Genomic DNA, 14,763 nt, shown 5'->3' with positions numbered 1-14,763 from the left:
GGCGGCCGGCGTCAACCGCCTACAGTCGGAGGGTGCCGATGCCGCAGACCCGAGCCAGCTACCACCACGGCGGCCTTCGCGACGCGCTGCTCGCCGCCTGCGTGGCGCTCATCGAGGCGGAGGGCATCGGCGCGGTGAGCCTGCGCCGCGTGGCCCGCGACGCCGGGGTGAGCCCGGGCGCGCCGTACCACCACTTCCCCGACCGCTCCGCGCTCTTCGCCGCGATCGCGGTGCAGGGCCATCAGCTGCTGCTGGAGCGCCTGCGGGCGGCCCGCGAGGCGGCGCCCACCGCGGTGCGCGGGCTCGGCGCGATCCTGGAGGCGTATGTCGCCTTCGCCCGCGAGCACCCCGGCCACCTGCACCTGATGCTGCGCAGCGAGCTGTCCGCCTCGCCGCAGGTGCCCGAGGCCGCCCACGCCGGCGAGGCAGCGATCCAGCTGCTGACCGAGACCGTGCAGGACTGCCAGCGCGAGGGCTCGGCCCCGGCCGGCGACCCGGAGCCGCTCGTGGCCGCCGTCTGGGCGCTGGCGATCGGCATCGTGACGCTGTGGCTGGACGGCCCCCTGGAGGGGCGGTGCGTGCAGCTCGGCACCACGCCCGAGGCGCTGACCGCACGCATCACCGCCCTGCTGGAGTCACTCCTGGCCGGAAGAGCGGCCTAGCGGGCGCACCGGTCAGTCGCGGGGCAACAGCGGGCCGAGCGGGCCGAGGTCGATGTTGAGGTCCTCGGGGCGCAGCCCGAAGTGCTCGCGGAGCTCGGCCATGCGTTCCTCGAGCGCCATGAGCGTGAGCCCGATCCGCTCCACCTGCTCCGCGGAGAGGTCGCCGACGTCGACCCGGCGCAGCGCCTGCCGTTCGACGAGCTGGCGCAGCAGCTCCACGACGGTGAGCACGAGCGAGGCGAAGCCGCGTTCGACGGAGTCGCGGTCGAGGTCGAGCCGCCCGTCCCGCGGAAGGTCGTTCACCGTGACCCGCTCCTGTCTGGAATCATGCCGTCGACCGTGCCCTCGACCGTGCCCTCGACCGTGCCCTCGACCGCGCCCTCGACCGTGCCGTCGACCGTGCCCTCGACCGTGTCGCTGACCGTGCCCTCGACCGTGCCGCCGACCGTGCCGCCGGACGCGGTCGAGACCGACGAGACCAGGGCGCGCAGCGACACGCGGACCAGGTCGACCTCGGCGATGGCGATCGTGACGTCGCCGGCGACGACGACCCCGGTGGTCAGCACCCGGTCGAGCAGGTCGACGAGGGCGACCTCGCGCGAGTGGACGGCGTCGCTCACGGGGGTCCGCCGGCGGGCACGGGGGTGTCACCCGGCACGCGGTCCGGGTCCGAAGGTTCCGCGCCGAGCGCGGGGACGAACGAGTACGGCGGCCACGGCCCCGTGAGCCGCAGCGTGATCGTGGGGTACCGGGCGGCGAGGTCGTCGACGGCCGCCGCGAACGCCACGGCCCGCTCGTCCGGCACCAGGTATGCGCCGTTGAGCACCATCGCCTCCGGTTCGCCGGTCAGCCGACGGTCCTGCGGCGCGTGCCGGTGCGCCGCGTCCGCCCGGCGGGCCAGCTCGGCGTGGGCCGCGTCCGCGTCGCGGGCCGCCTCGTCGTGGCGCCGGTCGCGGGCCGACAGTTGAGCGCGGCGGCGCTCCAGGTACGCGGTGCCCGCCCCTCCCGATTTCGTCTCGGGCACGGGCGCCGGGCCGCCGCGCACGTACCCCTTGACGCCCCACTCGGTCCGTCCGGTCACGCGGTCCAGCGCACCGGTGAGCCCGGCGGCGTGCCGGACCAGGGTCGCGGTGATGCGGGCCTCGCCGCGGCACACCGTGGCGAGCCCCGCGGGCACGACCGGGGCGGCGGAGGCGAGCGCCGCCACGACCCGGTGATGCTCGACCGCGGTCCGCGCCACCCATTCCGCGTCCTCCAGGCGCTCCTGCAGGGCGCCGGCCTCGGACAGGCCGGCCGGTGCGGTGCTGACGAAGGCGCAGAGTCCCGCGCCGTGGACCGCGCGGACCGGCGCGTCACCGATGCCGGCGACCTCGACGGGCACGCTGTCGCGGGCGACGGCGTACAGCCACTGCAACGATTCGTCACTCACCGTTCGTCCCCACGCCGGCGGATGCGGGGACGACCCTCCGCGTCCGCCGGATACTGGTCGTTCTCGACCGCCTGGTGCGCGGGCTCCACCGCGGGCCGGCCCGCCCGCCGGTCACCGCCCGGCTCGACCGCCGGCTGGGCAGACCGCCCGTAGTCTTCGTGCCCTGCGTCATCACGCCCGAGAGCTTCGCGGCGCGCGTCGCCGCGCTCGACCGCCCGGCGGCTGGACGAGGACAGCCACGGATCGGTCTCCCACCAGTCGATGCCGAGCTGCCGCGCCGTGTCGACGGATGCGATGACCAGCCGCAGCTTGAGGGTGAGCAGCTCGATGTCGAGCAGGTTGACCTGGATGTCGCCGGCGATCACCAGACCCCGGTCCAGGACCCGTTCGAGGATGTCGGCGAGGTTCGTCGGCTGGTGCCCGGTGCCGAGCGCGGGGGCGGGGCCCAGCCCCGGTGAGGCCGCCATGTCAGCTCACCTTCGCATCGGTGCTGCCGCGCAGGTACCGGCGGTCGCGGTGACACGCCAGCAGTTCGCCGTCCTCGTCGAGCTCGACGAGGTACAGCCCGAGCATGTCGGCCGATGACGGGATGCGACGCTCCTCGACGACCTCGACGCCGACGACCCAGCCGCCGTCGTCGGCCGGTTCGACGGACACGACGCCCAGTGTCTCCTTGCTCGTCAGCTGGCCGACCTCGTCGACCGCGAGACGGGCGATGGAGGCGGCAGAAGGCGGCTCGGGACGGGCCTTCGCCCGCCGTTCACGCGGTTCGGTGCTGGAGGGTGTCATGCTTCTGCCTTCCGGTCGTTCAGCCGGTCGACCGGGAGGTGACCCGGTCGAGGATCTCCTGCTCGGCGGCGCGCCGCTCGTCCTCGCTCAGCTCGCCGCGGGCCACCGCCTCGTCCAGTGCCTCCAGCTGCCGGCGCAGGCCCTGCGGGCTGTACAGCTCCTGCTCCGCCTGCTCCAGCAGCAGCTCCGCGATGGCGGTGACGGCTCGTACGGGCGCCAACGGCAGCGTGAGGATCGTCAGGAGCAGGCCCATGGCTCAGTCGTCCCGGGCCAGGGCCAGCCGGTCGACGAAGTCGTACGGTGCCGCCGGGCCGAGGCTGCGCATCTCGACCCGCCCGCTCCACCCGTCGGCGAGCTCGGCGAGCACCGCGTCGAACTCGGCGCGGTGCGCCTGCTCGACCAGCACGGGCAGGTGCACGGCGTCCAGGTCGTGGGTCGGCTCCGCCACGACGAGGTCCTCCACGACCTTGCCGATCCGGTCGACGGCCGTCTGGGTGTCGGCCTGCCGCATCGCCTCGATCGCGCCGTTGATGCGCTCGCCCAGGGCCATGCGCTGCTGCGTGGTCTCCTGTTCCGGCCGTCCCTGGATGTACTCGCGCAACTGCCGTGCGTCGGAGTCGGTGTCGAGGATCTCGGCGATCACGGCGCTCTCGATGTACCGGCCGCGCACCACGTACTCCGCGCGGCCCTCGAGCCGGTCGAGCAGCGGGACGATCATGTCGTGCTGGTCGGCCAGCAGCTGCCGTATCGCCTCCGCGTCACGCAGCACCGTGCCGAAGCGGACCGGGAGCACCGGCGCCACGGCCGCGGTGCCGTCCAGCAGCCGCTGATAGGCGGTCAAGTCGTCGGGCCGGCCGAGCGGGCGGTCGAGCGGGACGTCGCTCACCAGCGCGGCCAGGTCGTCCTCGGTCACCGTGGTGACGTCGGCCGGCGGGTTGCCCACGCCCTGGGCGCTGCCGGTCGGCTCGACGTCCGACGGCACCACGCCGTAGAGCATCATGCCGACCCGCGGTGCGGTGGTGTCGGTGGCCACGTCAGCCTCCTCTGCGTCGCCGCGGCCGGTCGCGGTCCTCTTCGCCCGGGCCGGCGATCTGCTCCAACACGTCGCCTGCTTTGGACAGGATCTTCTCGCCGGCGCCTTCGATCGCGCGCTTCCCGGCGTGCCCGGCGATCGCGCCCTTGGCGCCGCCGACCATGTCGGACAGGCCGCTGCCTTCCTGCGACTTCAGGTCCAGCCGGTTGGCCGCCTCCGCGAACCGGAGGTATGTGTCGACGCTGGCGACGACGACACGCGCGTTGATGGTCAGGATCTCGATGCCGACCACCGCGACGCTGACGTGCGCGTCGATCACCAGCCCCTTGTCGAGAATGGTGTCAATCACGTCGGCGAGCGACGAGGACTGCCCGCCCCCGCCACCGGCCTGCACGACCGACATGCTCGCTCACCCCCTCGTGTTGCTGCGCTTGCGACGGTCGCCGGGTTCGGGGCCGCGGCGGTCGCGGGTCTCGGCGCCGGTCCGGCGCGGCACGGCGCGGCGCCGGGGGCGCGCCTGCGGCGTCTCCTCCTCGTCGCCCTCGTCCTCGCCGCGTTCTTCCGCCTTGGCCGCGGTCTCGTCGCCCTCTTCGGGCTCGCCTTCTTCGGGCTCGCCTTCTTCGGGCTCGCCTTCTTCTTCGGGCTCGCCCTCTTCGGGCTCAGCCTCGCCGGTCTCGTCGGCGGCGCGCTCGCCCTGCTCGCCGGAGTCGTCCGGCTCTTCCTGCTGCTCCTGCTCCTCGCGTTCGCGCTCCTGCTGCATGGCGGTCTCGTGGTCCAGGACCACCTCGCCGTCGCGGATGATGCCGCGCCAGCCGTCGACCTCGTCGGGGTTCAGGATCGTCTGCGTCATCGTGTGCCGCACGAAGTGCTTGAACTCCAGCCGGGCCCGCCGTCCCTGCGCGCGCCACAGGTTGCCGGTGCGCTCGAAGAGCCCCTTCGGGTAGTACTCGAGGACGAGCACGATCCGGGTCAGGGTCGGCGTGAGGGCGTGGAACGACACGGCGCCGTTGACGTAGCCCTTGGCGCCCTTGGACCGCCAGACGATGCGCTCGTCGGGCTCCTGCAGCACGATGTTGGACTCCCAGTCGCGGTGCGACAGGAAGATCTGCGCCCGCCAGTGCAGCTTGTCCTCGTCTTGCCGTTCGACCTTCTCGACCTTCTTCGTGAACTTCGGGAACTCCTCGAACGACGTCCACTGGTTGTAGGCGACCTTGATCGGCACGCCGACGTCGGCCCACTCGAGGATGCTGGTGACCTTGAGCTTGCGGGTCGCGCTGCGGCCACCCCCGAACAACTTCTTGATCTTCGCCCAGCCACCGGCAAGGCCGCCTTTCGCCGCCGCCTTCATCGGCGAGCCGCCCCCGGCGAGCTCCTCGGCGCCCTTCGCCGCCGCCACCAGCTTCGGGCTGCCGCTCTGCTCGGCGTACTCGTTGAGCCGGCCGGTGAGGTCGCCGATCTTGCCCTCGACCTTGTCCTGCACGGCCGTGAGGGCCCGGCGGCCCAGCGCTCCGGCGAAGTTCTGCAGCTCCTGCACCAGCAGCCGGGACAGGTGGGCACCGATCCCGCCACTGGGTGCGCCGCGCGTTTCGCTGGTCATCGTCGTGCCGTGGCGCGCCGGCGGCGGACCGGCGGCTCGGGTTCGGACTCGGGCTCCTGGTCGGTGTCCTCGTCATCGGTGGCTTCGTCACGCTCCTGTCGCGGACGGGAGCGGCGGGCGGCGGGCCGGGGCGGCGGCGCCTCCTCGGGCTCCTCCAGCTCCTCGAACTCCTCGTCCTCGAACTCGGCGTCGTAGTCCTCGTCACGGCCGCGGTCCTCGTCGCGGCGGGCGCCCTTCCGGCCCGCCGAACGCAGCGCGTCGCTGCGCTCCCGGAGCCGGTCGCTGACGGAGTCGATGCGCTGCGACACGGCGGTGCGGGCGGCCGACCGGCCGGCGTCGACGAGCGGGCGGGCGAGACCGGACAGCTGGCCGAGTGCCGCGGAGCCGCCGACGAGCTTCCGTCCGCGAGCCACCAGCTCGTTCGGGTTGCCGCTGAAGCGCCCAGCCGCCGCGGCGGCACCGAGCAGCATCGCCATGCGCAGTTTGCGCCGCCGGCCGAGCACGTATCCGACCATGATCGCCAGCGTGACCTGCAATGCTCGTTTCATGATGCGACCCTCCGGGCGCAGTTCGCGGGTGGTAGCGCCCTTGAGCCGCCCTACCCGGATCTCGGGCGGCAAACCAGCCCGCACCGATTCGCTCGGGATCGCCCCCGGGCGGCCGCCGCCGGACCGGCAGCCAGGTCTCGATGGTCTCCCTGGCTCGGCGTCGGCGGCGCCTGCCCTCGCCCGGTGACGGCCCGGCCTCTTCCCCGGAGGCCGGGCCGTCGCCGCTACTGCTGGAAGCGCCAGGTCTGGTTCGACTGGCCGGCGCCGCAGTCCCAGATGATGAGCTGCGTGCCGTTCGCGGTGCCCCACGCGTCGGCGTCGAGGCACGTGCCGGACTGCGGGTTGCGCAGGAGCTCGCCCGCGAGCTGCCATCGCTGGGCGCCGTTGTTCAGGCACGTCCACAGCTGCACCTTGGTGCCCGCGGCGGTGCGCCCGCCGGCCACGTCGAGGCACTTGCCGGTCCTGCTGTTGACCAGGGTGCCGCCCTGCCACCGCCAGCGCACCTCCGGGCCGCCGTGGCAGTCCCACAGCTGGACCTTCGTGCCGTCGGCGTCGCGGCCGCCGGAGACGTCGACGCAGCGGTTCGAGCCGGCGCCGACGATCATCTGGCCGGTGACGAACACGCCGTCCCACTCCTGCGGGTGGACGTACTGCGCGACGTCGTCGGGCACGTTGCCCGGCTCGACCATCAGCCCCTGGTAGCCGATCGACGTGAGCGGCCGGGGCGACACGACGACCTGCGTGTTCATGTCGACGGTGCCGCCGGTGAGGTCCTCGACCATCCGCGGGAACGTGCTGAGGAACGCGGTCCGGGCCGCGTCGATCTGCGCCTGGCTCAGCGTGGCGGTCAGGCCGGGCACCTGCGACACCGGCTTGATGATCATCAGGAAGCGGAGCGAGACGGCGGGAGCCGCGGCGGCCTCCGCTGCCGGCATCGCCACCGCGCCGCCGCACGCCAGCAGCAGACTCAGCACCGCGAGGAACATTCGCGTCGATCTGCGTCGGGCTCGATGCATGGACAACCTCCGATCGGGTGACAGCCAGCACCGGCTTCCGCGCGGCGCGCTCCAAAGGGGTTTCGCAAAGGTTTCGATGCCGCGACCTGCGACGCGGCCACTCGTTGAGCCCGCGGAGCCGACGCGAAGGAGGCGGTCGATGGATCCGCAGCACGCCGACGTGTACCGCTACTGCGTGGTGCTCGCGTGCGGTGACGAGCCCCTGGCGCGGTCGGCGACCGAGGCGGCACCACCCGGCGCGACGGGCTTCACGGTCGCGCGCGACGCGGTCAGGGAGGGGCTGCGGCAGCGCCCGGCGCCGGCCGCTCCGACGGGTGACGCCGCCGCTCTCGTACTGTATTCGGCGCGGCCCCTGATCGAGGAGCACCACTGGAACCTGCTCGCACTGGTGGTCCTGGAGTACGCGGGGCGTCCCCGCCATCGCCAGGTCGACCTGACAGGGGTCGCCGCGCTCCTGGGCAAGAAGGTCGACGTCACCCGGCGGGCGATCGACCGGCTGGTGGAGCCGGGCGGTCTGCTGGAGCTCGCCCTGTTCACGGCCGCCGCCGCGGCGGACCCTGCGACCGGCTGCGCCGACCTGCCCGCCGTCATCGCCGCCGCCAGCACGAAGCGCCTGCGCCCCGCCGTCCGCAAGGCCGTGGCCGCGCACCTTCCCACGTGTGCGACGTGCACCTCGGCGCATCAGGCCCGGCCCACCGCCCTCGCCGTGCTGAGCGGGTTCCCTCTCCCGGAGGTGCCCGCCGAGCTCACCGAACCAGGCGACGCCCCGGACCCGGCGGCGGCGGGCCTCGCCGAGTCTGACGTGCCGGACCCGGCCGGGCTCGCCGAGTCTGACGTGCCGGACCCGGCCGGGCTCGTGGAACCTGACGTGCCGGACCCGGCCGGCCTCGTGGAACCTGACGTGCCGGACCCGACGGAGCGCGTCGACCCTGCCGCGCCGGTCGCGGCGCCGGGCCCTGCGCCGGCATCGGAGCCCGACGCGGACGACATCACCGTCGAACTGCCGCCGCAGGTCCCGGCGGCACCGGAGCGCGAGCCTGAGCCGGCTGTCTACTACGTGACGCCGGCCGCCCCGGTGGCCCGGTCGCCGTTGCTGCGGCGGCCGCCCGTGCTCCTGGCCGTCGTCCTCGTCCTGCTCGCCGGTGCCGCCGTCGCCGGCGTCTTCGGCCTGCGGAGCGGAACACCGAAGGAGCAGGCCTCGGCGAGCGACGCCACCACCCCGGCCGCACCGCCGTCCGCCGTCGCGGCACCGGGGGTGATGGTGCCGGCCTCGCCCAGTTCCGGTCGTACACCTGCCGCATCGGGACATGCGAAACCTTCGACGGTCGCGTCGGCATCGCCGGCCGCCTCCGTGCCCGCCGCGGGTGACGTGCCGCTCGTGCCCGCGGCGGACCGGCTCCGGGAGGTGCTGCCGCTGACGGTGAAGGCGCCCGGGTGCCCTGGGCAGACGTTCGGCGGGTCGTGCTACTCGATCCAGCCGTTCACGCTGCCGTTGGAGGTGGCCGTGCCGGCCGGCTTCGACGAGGCACGGCTGGCGGACGCCCTCCAGTGGACCGTTCGGACCGAGACGGTCCTCGGCCCGGTCGCGTTCCACGGCCGGGGCAACCACGCACGGGTCCGGGTCACCGACAACGGCCAGGCCACCCCGCCCACGGTGTGGGTCGTGCAGGCGGCACTGACCGTCAACGGCGAGACCCACCTCAGCGACGAGGTCACCCTGCGGGTCTACGCGACCACCTGAACGGCGCTCCACAGGCTTCCCGGCGGTCGGAACGCGACGAAGCTCAATGCGATGCTGGAAGCATGAGCGTCACGCGGTCCCCGATCCGGGTGCTGACCCCTGACGGCACCCAGGAGTGGACCCTCGACCGGGCCGAGACCGACGAGGTCGAGGTGCTCGCCCTGCTGGCCCCCGACGGGCGGGAGTGGACGGCGACCGGGGAGCACCTGTTCCACGCGCTGGAGGCATTGCGGCTCCAGGTCGAGCCCGACGGCATCCGCCTGTGCTGCAACGGTGCCAGACGGGACGTCTACCCGTCCCGGATGGCCCTGCAGATGGCGGGCGGCGAGGTCGCCTACCTCCTCCAGCGCGGTCGCCGGCCCTCCGTGCCGGCCGGCTTCGTCAGCGTGCTCGATCCGGCCGATTGCGCCGACGTGGTCACCGTCGCGGAGCAACGGGCCTGGCATGAGGACTGGCTCAGGACCGTCACCGGATGGCGGTGGCCGCTGTACGCGCTGCTGAGCCTCTTCCGGCGCTGATGCTGTGCGGGTGTGGGCCGCGGTGGACGGACCGCCGCGGCCCACCTGGCTCAGGCCAGCTGCGTCAGCTTCCACCAGTTGACGCTGAATCCACCGGTCGATGCATAAAGCCCGAACTGGTGCGTGCCGGCGGGCACCACGACCTCCCTGGACACCGTGCGCCACTGGGTAACCCCACCCGTGTTGGGTAGCGTCACCTCGCCGAGCGGGGTGGCGCCGGCGTTGATGTCCAGCGACAGCCGGGCGTTGCTCGCCGCGGTCGCGATCCGGTACTCCACCAGGTAGCGGGCCGGCTTGGGGACGTTCACGTTGCCGAAGGCGATCCAGTCGCCGGTGTCGAAGGCCGTCGCCTGGCCGCCGCCGGTGTCGGTGGTGGCGGCGGTCGTCACGCCGCTCATCTGGGTGTACGCCTCGGCCTGGAAGGTGCGGGTGTGGCAGCCGCCGGACAGCTCGCAGACATCCCCACGGGTGTTGGATACTTTCAGGTCGTCGTACCAGATCCAGGAGTCGTTGGCGGGGGCGAACGACGGGGTGGCCCCGCCCGCGAACGAGGAGAAGTACGCCTTGTCGACCTGGTCGGCGTTGGTGACGAAGCGCAGCCCGCGGATCGAGGCGGCCTGGACGCCGTTGTACCAGATGTCGATCTCGCCGTCGGCGTTGGCGGAGCCGGCGGTGACCGTGTTGACGCGCAGGCGCTGGACCAGGTTCACCCATTGGCCGCGCGGGTAGTAGATGAGCGAGCCGTCGGGGCGGGTCAGGTCGACGAAGTCGCCGTACTGGCCGGCGTGGCCCATGTGGTAGTAGTAGATCGCGGCCTTCCCGCCGGAGCGCCAGATCATGCGCGAGCTGAAGCCGTTGGTGCCGTCGCACACCTGCCCGCCGGAGCACGACCCGCCGCCGGCGAGCCCGAGGCCGACCTTCCCGGCGAACTCGGTGGTCCCCCAGCTGAAGTCACTGCTGAAGCGCACCCAGTAGGACAGGTAGTACTCGCGGCCGCGGGTCAGCTGCAGCGGTGCCTGCGCGCCGGAGTCGGCCGGGCCGATCTTGCCCTTCGGGTAGAACACCCGCAGCGACTTGCCGCCGGTGTGGCTGAAGTTGTAGCCGTCGATCCAGGTGCGGGTGCTCATGCCCTGCTCCCACGGGGCCGTCCACCCGTCCTGGGCCCACGCGCCCAGCGTGTAGGCGGTGCCCCGCTCGGGGCGTTCGAAGGTGTTGTACCTGAGGCTGCTCGTCGCCGCCTCGGCGACGGGGGTGACGGCGGGCACCGCCGCGGCGGCGATCAGCAGCAACGCCACGAGAACCGTTCTTCGCATGGTCGCTCCTTTTGACTCAAAGGTTGCGGACGAGAGTGCTTCCCCAGGCGTGGCGGTGCGCCTCGGTGAAGCCGAGCGCGGTGTAGAAGGCCACCGCTCGGGTGTTCGCCTCCGCCACGCCCAGATGCACGCCCGCGACGCCACGCCCTTGGAGCGCCGCGAGCACCGTGTCCATGAGCCGCCGGCCGCAGCCTTGCCCCTGCAGCCGCCGCGCCACCTTGATGTGCAGGTGCGCGGGGTGCGTGTCGAACCACGGCCGGTGCGGTCCCGCCGGCGTGAACGTGCCCGGTGGGTACCGGCGGCGGAGCCGGGGCCACCAGTGCGCGTCCAGCCACTGGTTGAAGCGCACCGTGTCGGCGGTCGCGGACACGTAGCCGCCGACGCCCGCGTCGTCCTCGACGACGAACGTCAGGCCAGGGTCGGCGGCGAGGTACGGCCCGGCGTACACGTGGCCGGGCAGCTTGTCGTCGAACGGTCGCGGCGGCGTGCCGAGACCGGTCGCGTCGGTGGTCGCGCAGATGCGGTACACCGCGGCGAGGTCGGCGCGGCGGCCCGCGCGCACCCGGGCGGTCATGACCGGCACACGGAAGCCGGCCGGCCGCTCGCGGCGGAGGCGTAGATGGCCAGGACGGTGGCGACGACCGAGCGGCCGTAGTCGCCGCCGACCTCGGGCGGGCGGTGGCCGCGGCAGGCGGCGACGAAGTCCGCGAGCTGCGCGTCGAACGCCTCCCCCGTCCCGCCGCCCGGCGCCATGACCTGGGTCTCGGGGGCGCCGTCGCGGCTCGCCCAGGTGCCGTCGGTGGACGACCAGCGCAGCGCGCCGCGGGAGCAGACGACGGTGGTCTCGTCGTGGAAGCGGCCGGCGGCGCTGGTGAGCAGGAAGCCGGCCGCGACGCCGCTGGACAGCGTCACGGAGCCCATCGCGTCGGTCTCGACGGTGTGGCCGTCGCGGTGCCACACGCGGGCGGTCGCCGACTCGGCCGTGCCGTCGCCGGCCCACTGGATGCGGTCGAGGCCGTGGATGCCGACGTTCATCACGATGCCGCCGCCGGCCATCACCGGGTCGAAGAACCAGCCGGGGCGCGAGCCGCGCTGGTAGTGGGCGGTGCGGTGATGGTGGATCGCCAGGACCTCGCCGAGGTCGCCGGAGCGCAGGAGCCGGGCGACGCGGTGCGCGGCGGGGTCGAACCTGACCACGTGCCCGACGGCGAGGACGACGCCGGCGGCCGCGCACGCCTCGATCATCGCGGTGCAGTCGGCGACGGTCGTGGCCATGGGTTTCTCGACGAGGACGGGCACGCCGGCGGCGGCCGCGTCCAGGGTCATGCCGGCGTGCAGGGCGTGCGGCGCGGTGATGACGACGCCGTCGAGTGGTTCGCGGGTCAGCATCCGGCGGTGGTCGGTTTAGGCCGTCGCGCCTGTGCCCGCCGCCGCCTGTACCGCGGCCGCCTCGTGGATGTCGCAGACCGCTGTCACCCGGACTCCGGGCACGGCGCGGGCCGCTTCCAGATGGAGCGCCGCGACGATGCCGGTGCCGATGACTCCCAGCCGGAAATCCATCATGCGTTGGATTTCGCGGAGAGGCGGCGCGCCCGCAGCGGGGCGCACGAGCCGCGGACGGTGAGGCGGGGCTGGAGCTCGACGCGGTGCGCAGGGGTCGTAGGGTCGTCGATGAGCCGCAGCAGCAGGCCCGCCGCGAGCGCGCCGAGGGCGGCGCGGGGCGGGGCGACCGCGGTCAGCGGCGGGTCGACGAGCTCGGCCACGTCGTCGTCGTACGCGACGAGCGACAGCTCCGACGGCACCCGCAGCCCGATCCGGCGGGCCGCCGCGAGCAGCGCCGCCGCGTCGCGGTCGCCGTGGCAGAAGACGGCGGTGACGCCGGCCGCGCGGCAGGTCGCGGCGTAGGCGTCGATCTGCGCTGGCGTCCACTCCTCGTGCAGCACGCGCGCCTTCGGCACGGCGACGGCACCGAGCGCGGCCGCGGCGCGGTCGAAGCCCTCGGTGACGACCGCGGAGTTACCCGTGCGGATGCGGCCGAGAAATCCAACACGCGTGTGACCGAGGCTGACCAGATGCCGGATCGCGGTGTGTACGCCGCCGAGGTGGTGCGTGGTCACGAACGACACCGGGTCGTCGGGGTCCGGCCGCGGCGGGCGGCGCTCGACCAGCACGTACGGGACCGGCAGCCGCCGCAGCGCGTCGACGTGTGCCTGCGGGTCGTCGGCGACGTGCAGGTTGGGCACGAGGATGAGCCCTTCCACGCCGCTGCCCAGCATCCGCCGGATCTGGGTGCGTTCCAGGTCGGGGCGGTTCTCGGAGCTGGCGAGCATGACGCCGGCACGGGCGGCGGTCAGCGCCCGTTCGATGCCCTCGATGACCTTCGGGTAGTAGTACGACGTCGACGGCACCACGACCCCGACGGTCCGGCGGGATCCGGTGGGGACGCTCGCGACGTACGTGCCGGACCCCTGCCGCCGCACGACGACGCCCTCCGCGACCAGCAGGCCCACGGCGCGGCGGACGGTGTTGATGCCGACGCCGTGGCGGGTCGCGAGCTCGGCCTCGGTCGGCAGCCTGGCGCCGACGGGCCGGCCGCCGTCGGCGATCCAGCGCCGCAGCCGGTCGGCGACCATCTCGGTCTTGAGACCTTGCTGCGCAGACATTCCATCATGGAATGAATCGGCGTCCGTCTCTGTCATGCGGAAATGATGCGACCGCGGGCGAACGGACGTCAATCAAGCTGGCACTTCGTGGAATGTATTCAACCTATGGACACCACCCTGGCCCACGCCGGCGGCACGATGGGCTCGGCGTCCGGGTCGTCCTCGTCCCAACCCGTCTCCCGTGGAAACAGGCCGACCACGGTCCGGCACGGCGGGCGCACCTCGGGCCACGGCGTCTGCCCGTCGGTGAGCGCCACCACCACGTCCGGGCGCGGTGCCGTCCGCAGGGCCCGCTCGAACCCGGCCCGCAGGTCCGTCCCGCCGCCGCCGATCAGCGGGATCCCCTCGGCCCGGCACAGCGCGTGCGCGAGCCCGGCCGCCGCGTCGCAGGACAGCACCCGGACCAGGTCGCGGCGGCCGCCGACGGCCCGGCCGATCGCGGCGACCTCCAGCAGCGCGCTGCCGAGCTCGGCGTCGCTGACCGAGCCCGACGTGTCGATGATGACGCTGACCTGCGGCGGGCGGCGGCGCAGGCTCGGCAGCACCACCCCGGGCAGGCTCGCGGAGCGCCGTGCGGGCCGCCCGTACGTGTAGTCGTCGCCACCCGCAGCGCCGGCCGCCGCGGCGCGGACCGCGGCGCCGAGCAGCTCCCGCCACGGCTGCGGCGGGTGGAACGCCACCTCCGCCCAGCGCTGCCAGCCCTTCGGCACGTCGCCGGGGCGGGCCCTGATCGCCTGCGCGACCCGGAACCGGACCGCGTCCAGCTCGTGGCCGCTGAGCCCGTGCGCGCCGTCCGGCCCGAGGTCCCACGGCCGTTCGAGGCCGTCGGCGCCGCTGCCGCAGTCCAGCCACGCGAGGCCGCCCGTACGCGGCCCGAGCCGGAACTGCCGCAGGTAGTCCTCCATCAGCTCGCCGTCGCGCAGCCCGAGGTCGGCGGCGGCGACGGCGCCGGTGGGGCGGGCGAGGCCATCGCCGTACACGTCGTCGTTGATCTCGCAGTCGGCGGCGATGTTCATCCGCAGCCGGTCGCCGGCGCCGTGCAGGCCGCGCTCCCGGGCGACCCGGTCGCCGCGGCCGTGGTGGTCCCGCAGCAGGTGCGCGACCTCGTGGACCCACACGCCGGCGAGCTCCTCGACCGGGGTCCGCGCCACGAACGCCGGCGACGCGTAGCAGCGCCACTGCCGGTCGACGGCCATCGTCGGTACCCGCCGCGACTCGACCACGTGCAGCGCGAACAGCGCCGTCGCGAGGTACGGTCGGACCCGCGCGGCGAGCAGCCGGGCCGCGTACAGCTTCCCGGTGTCCAGCGCCATCGGACCGCCGCCCACGGCGGACCGGTCCTCGGACGCGGCCAGGCCACCGCCCACGGCGGACCGGTCCTCGGACGCGGCCAGGCCACCGCCCACGGCGGACCGGTCCTCGGACGCGGCCAGGCCACCGCCCACGGCGGACCG

The 14,763-nt window shown here is 73.9% G+C and carries 19 protein-coding genes and 1 pseudogene; 3 read left to right on the top strand and 17 right to left on the bottom strand.

The genetic code is table 11. The features are described 5' to 3' along the window. Positions 1-38 precede the first annotated feature (38 nt). Positions 39-662, top strand: coding sequence for a TetR/AcrR family transcriptional regulator (locus AB0I21_RS47375; RefSeq protein ID WP_360571079.1), 624 nt, complete (start codon positions 39-41; stop codon positions 660-662). A 12-nt stretch (positions 663-674) separates the two neighbouring features. On the opposite strand, the gene AB0I21_RS47370 is transcribed toward AB0I21_RS47375, so the two are convergent. The 11 genes and pseudogenes from AB0I21_RS47370 to AB0I21_RS47320 all read right to left on the bottom strand — a co-directional run bounded on the left by AB0I21_RS47370 (position 675) and on the right by AB0I21_RS47320 (position 7,032). Next, the gene (locus AB0I21_RS47370; RefSeq protein WP_360571019.1) at positions 675-965 is read right to left on the bottom strand and encodes a gas vesicle protein K; all 291 of its coding nucleotides are present in this window, start codon (positions 963-965) and stop codon (positions 675-677) included. Then, positions 962-1,282: a gas vesicle protein gene (locus AB0I21_RS47365; RefSeq protein WP_360571017.1), complete on the bottom strand. Its 321-nt coding sequence runs from the start codon at positions 1,280-1,282 to the stop codon at positions 962-964. The genes AB0I21_RS47370 and AB0I21_RS47365 overlap by 4 nt, the downstream gene beginning before the upstream one ends. Continuing rightward, positions 1,279-2,091 (bottom strand): GvpL/GvpF family gas vesicle protein, encoded by an 813-nt coding sequence (locus tag AB0I21_RS47360; protein WP_360571015.1) that lies wholly within the window; start codon positions 2,089-2,091, stop codon positions 1,279-1,281. The genes AB0I21_RS47365 and AB0I21_RS47360 overlap by 4 nt, the downstream gene beginning before the upstream one ends. Continuing rightward, the gene (locus tag AB0I21_RS47355; RefSeq protein ID WP_360571013.1) at positions 2,088-2,558 is read right to left on the bottom strand and encodes a gas vesicle protein; all 471 of its coding nucleotides are present in this window, start codon (positions 2,556-2,558) and stop codon (positions 2,088-2,090) included. The genes AB0I21_RS47360 and AB0I21_RS47355 overlap by 4 nt, the downstream gene beginning before the upstream one ends. Position 2,559: 1 nt before the next feature. Further along, a complete protein-coding gene (gene gvpO, locus AB0I21_RS47350) occupies positions 2,560-2,880 on the bottom strand; it encodes a gas vesicle protein GvpO (protein WP_360571011.1) in 321 nt (106 codons plus the stop codon). Positions 2,881-2,899: 19 nt separating this feature from the next. Next, positions 2,900-3,133, bottom strand: coding sequence for a gas vesicle protein GvpG (locus AB0I21_RS47345; protein ID WP_344509641.1), 234 nt, complete (start codon positions 3,131-3,133; stop codon positions 2,900-2,902). Between the two features lie 3 nt (positions 3,134-3,136). Further along, positions 3,137-3,913 (bottom strand): GvpL/GvpF family gas vesicle protein, encoded by a 777-nt coding sequence (locus tag AB0I21_RS47340; protein ID WP_360571009.1) that lies wholly within the window; start codon positions 3,911-3,913, stop codon positions 3,137-3,139. Positions 3,914-4,124: 211 nt separating this feature from the next. Beyond that, positions 4,125-4,316, bottom strand: a pseudogene (gene gvpJ / locus AB0I21_RS47335) (gas vesicle protein GvpJ); the annotation flags it as partial. Between the two features lie 6 nt (positions 4,317-4,322). Continuing rightward, positions 4,323-5,510, bottom strand: coding sequence for an SRPBCC family protein (locus AB0I21_RS47330; protein WP_360571007.1), 1,188 nt, complete (start codon positions 5,508-5,510; stop codon positions 4,323-4,325). Continuing rightward, a complete protein-coding gene (locus AB0I21_RS47325) occupies positions 5,507-6,058 on the bottom strand; it encodes a hypothetical protein (protein ID WP_360571005.1) in 552 nt (183 codons plus the stop codon). The genes AB0I21_RS47330 and AB0I21_RS47325 overlap by 4 nt, the downstream gene beginning before the upstream one ends. 224 nt (positions 6,059-6,282) lie before the next feature. Further along, entirely contained in the window at positions 6,283-7,032 is a 750-nt protein-coding gene (locus AB0I21_RS47320) for an RICIN domain-containing protein (RefSeq protein ID WP_360571003.1), read from the bottom strand. 181 nt (positions 7,033-7,213) lie between these two features. On the opposite strand from AB0I21_RS47320, the gene AB0I21_RS47315 reads away from it, so the two are divergent. Both AB0I21_RS47315 and AB0I21_RS47310 read left to right on the top strand, forming a co-directional pair. Continuing rightward, a complete protein-coding gene (locus tag AB0I21_RS47315) occupies positions 7,214-8,815 on the top strand; it encodes a hypothetical protein (RefSeq protein ID WP_360571001.1) in 1,602 nt (533 codons plus the stop codon). Between the two features lie 62 nt (positions 8,816-8,877). Next, on the top strand, positions 8,878-9,333 hold the full coding sequence (locus tag AB0I21_RS47310; RefSeq protein WP_360570999.1) for a hypothetical protein: 456 nt from the start codon (positions 8,878-8,880) through the stop codon (positions 9,331-9,333). A 50-nt stretch (positions 9,334-9,383) separates the two neighbouring features. Here the strand turns inward: AB0I21_RS47310 and AB0I21_RS47305 are convergent, their stop codons facing one another. From AB0I21_RS47305 to AB0I21_RS47280, 6 genes are all read right to left on the bottom strand, one after another. Further along, a complete protein-coding gene (locus AB0I21_RS47305; RefSeq protein WP_360570997.1) occupies positions 9,384-10,646 on the bottom strand; it encodes a carbohydrate-binding protein in 1,263 nt (420 codons plus the stop codon). 16 nt (positions 10,647-10,662) lie between these two features. Further along, positions 10,663-11,220: an N-acetyltransferase gene (locus tag AB0I21_RS47300; protein WP_360570995.1), complete on the bottom strand. Its 558-nt coding sequence runs from the start codon at positions 11,218-11,220 to the stop codon at positions 10,663-10,665. Then, positions 11,217-12,035, bottom strand: coding sequence for a Gfo/Idh/MocA family oxidoreductase (locus tag AB0I21_RS47295; protein WP_360570993.1), 819 nt, complete (start codon positions 12,033-12,035; stop codon positions 11,217-11,219). The genes AB0I21_RS47300 and AB0I21_RS47295 overlap by 4 nt, the downstream gene beginning before the upstream one ends. Positions 12,036-12,050: 15 nt before the next feature. Further along, complete coding sequence (locus AB0I21_RS47290; protein WP_360570991.1) at positions 12,051-12,209, bottom strand: hypothetical protein; 159 nt, start codon at positions 12,207-12,209, stop codon at positions 12,051-12,053. Further along, on the bottom strand, positions 12,206-13,309 hold the full coding sequence (locus AB0I21_RS47285; protein ID WP_360570989.1) for a GntR family transcriptional regulator: 1,104 nt from the start codon (positions 13,307-13,309) through the stop codon (positions 12,206-12,208). The genes AB0I21_RS47290 and AB0I21_RS47285 overlap by 4 nt, the downstream gene beginning before the upstream one ends. Before the next feature lie 98 nt (positions 13,310-13,407). Continuing rightward, positions 13,408-14,622, bottom strand: a complete 1,215-nt coding sequence (locus AB0I21_RS47280; protein WP_360571077.1) for a VWA-like domain-containing protein — start codon at positions 14,620-14,622, stop codon at positions 13,408-13,410. Positions 14,623-14,763: the final 141 nt, after the last annotated feature.

This window comes from Dactylosporangium sp. NPDC050588, from assembly GCF_040654975.1.
In the GTDB taxonomy this organism is placed as follows: domain Bacteria; phylum Actinomycetota; class Actinomycetes; order Mycobacteriales; family Micromonosporaceae; genus Dactylosporangium; species Dactylosporangium maewongense.
Note: the sequence above shows the minus strand (reverse complement) of the source record. Positions and strands in the feature narration are given on the sequence as shown.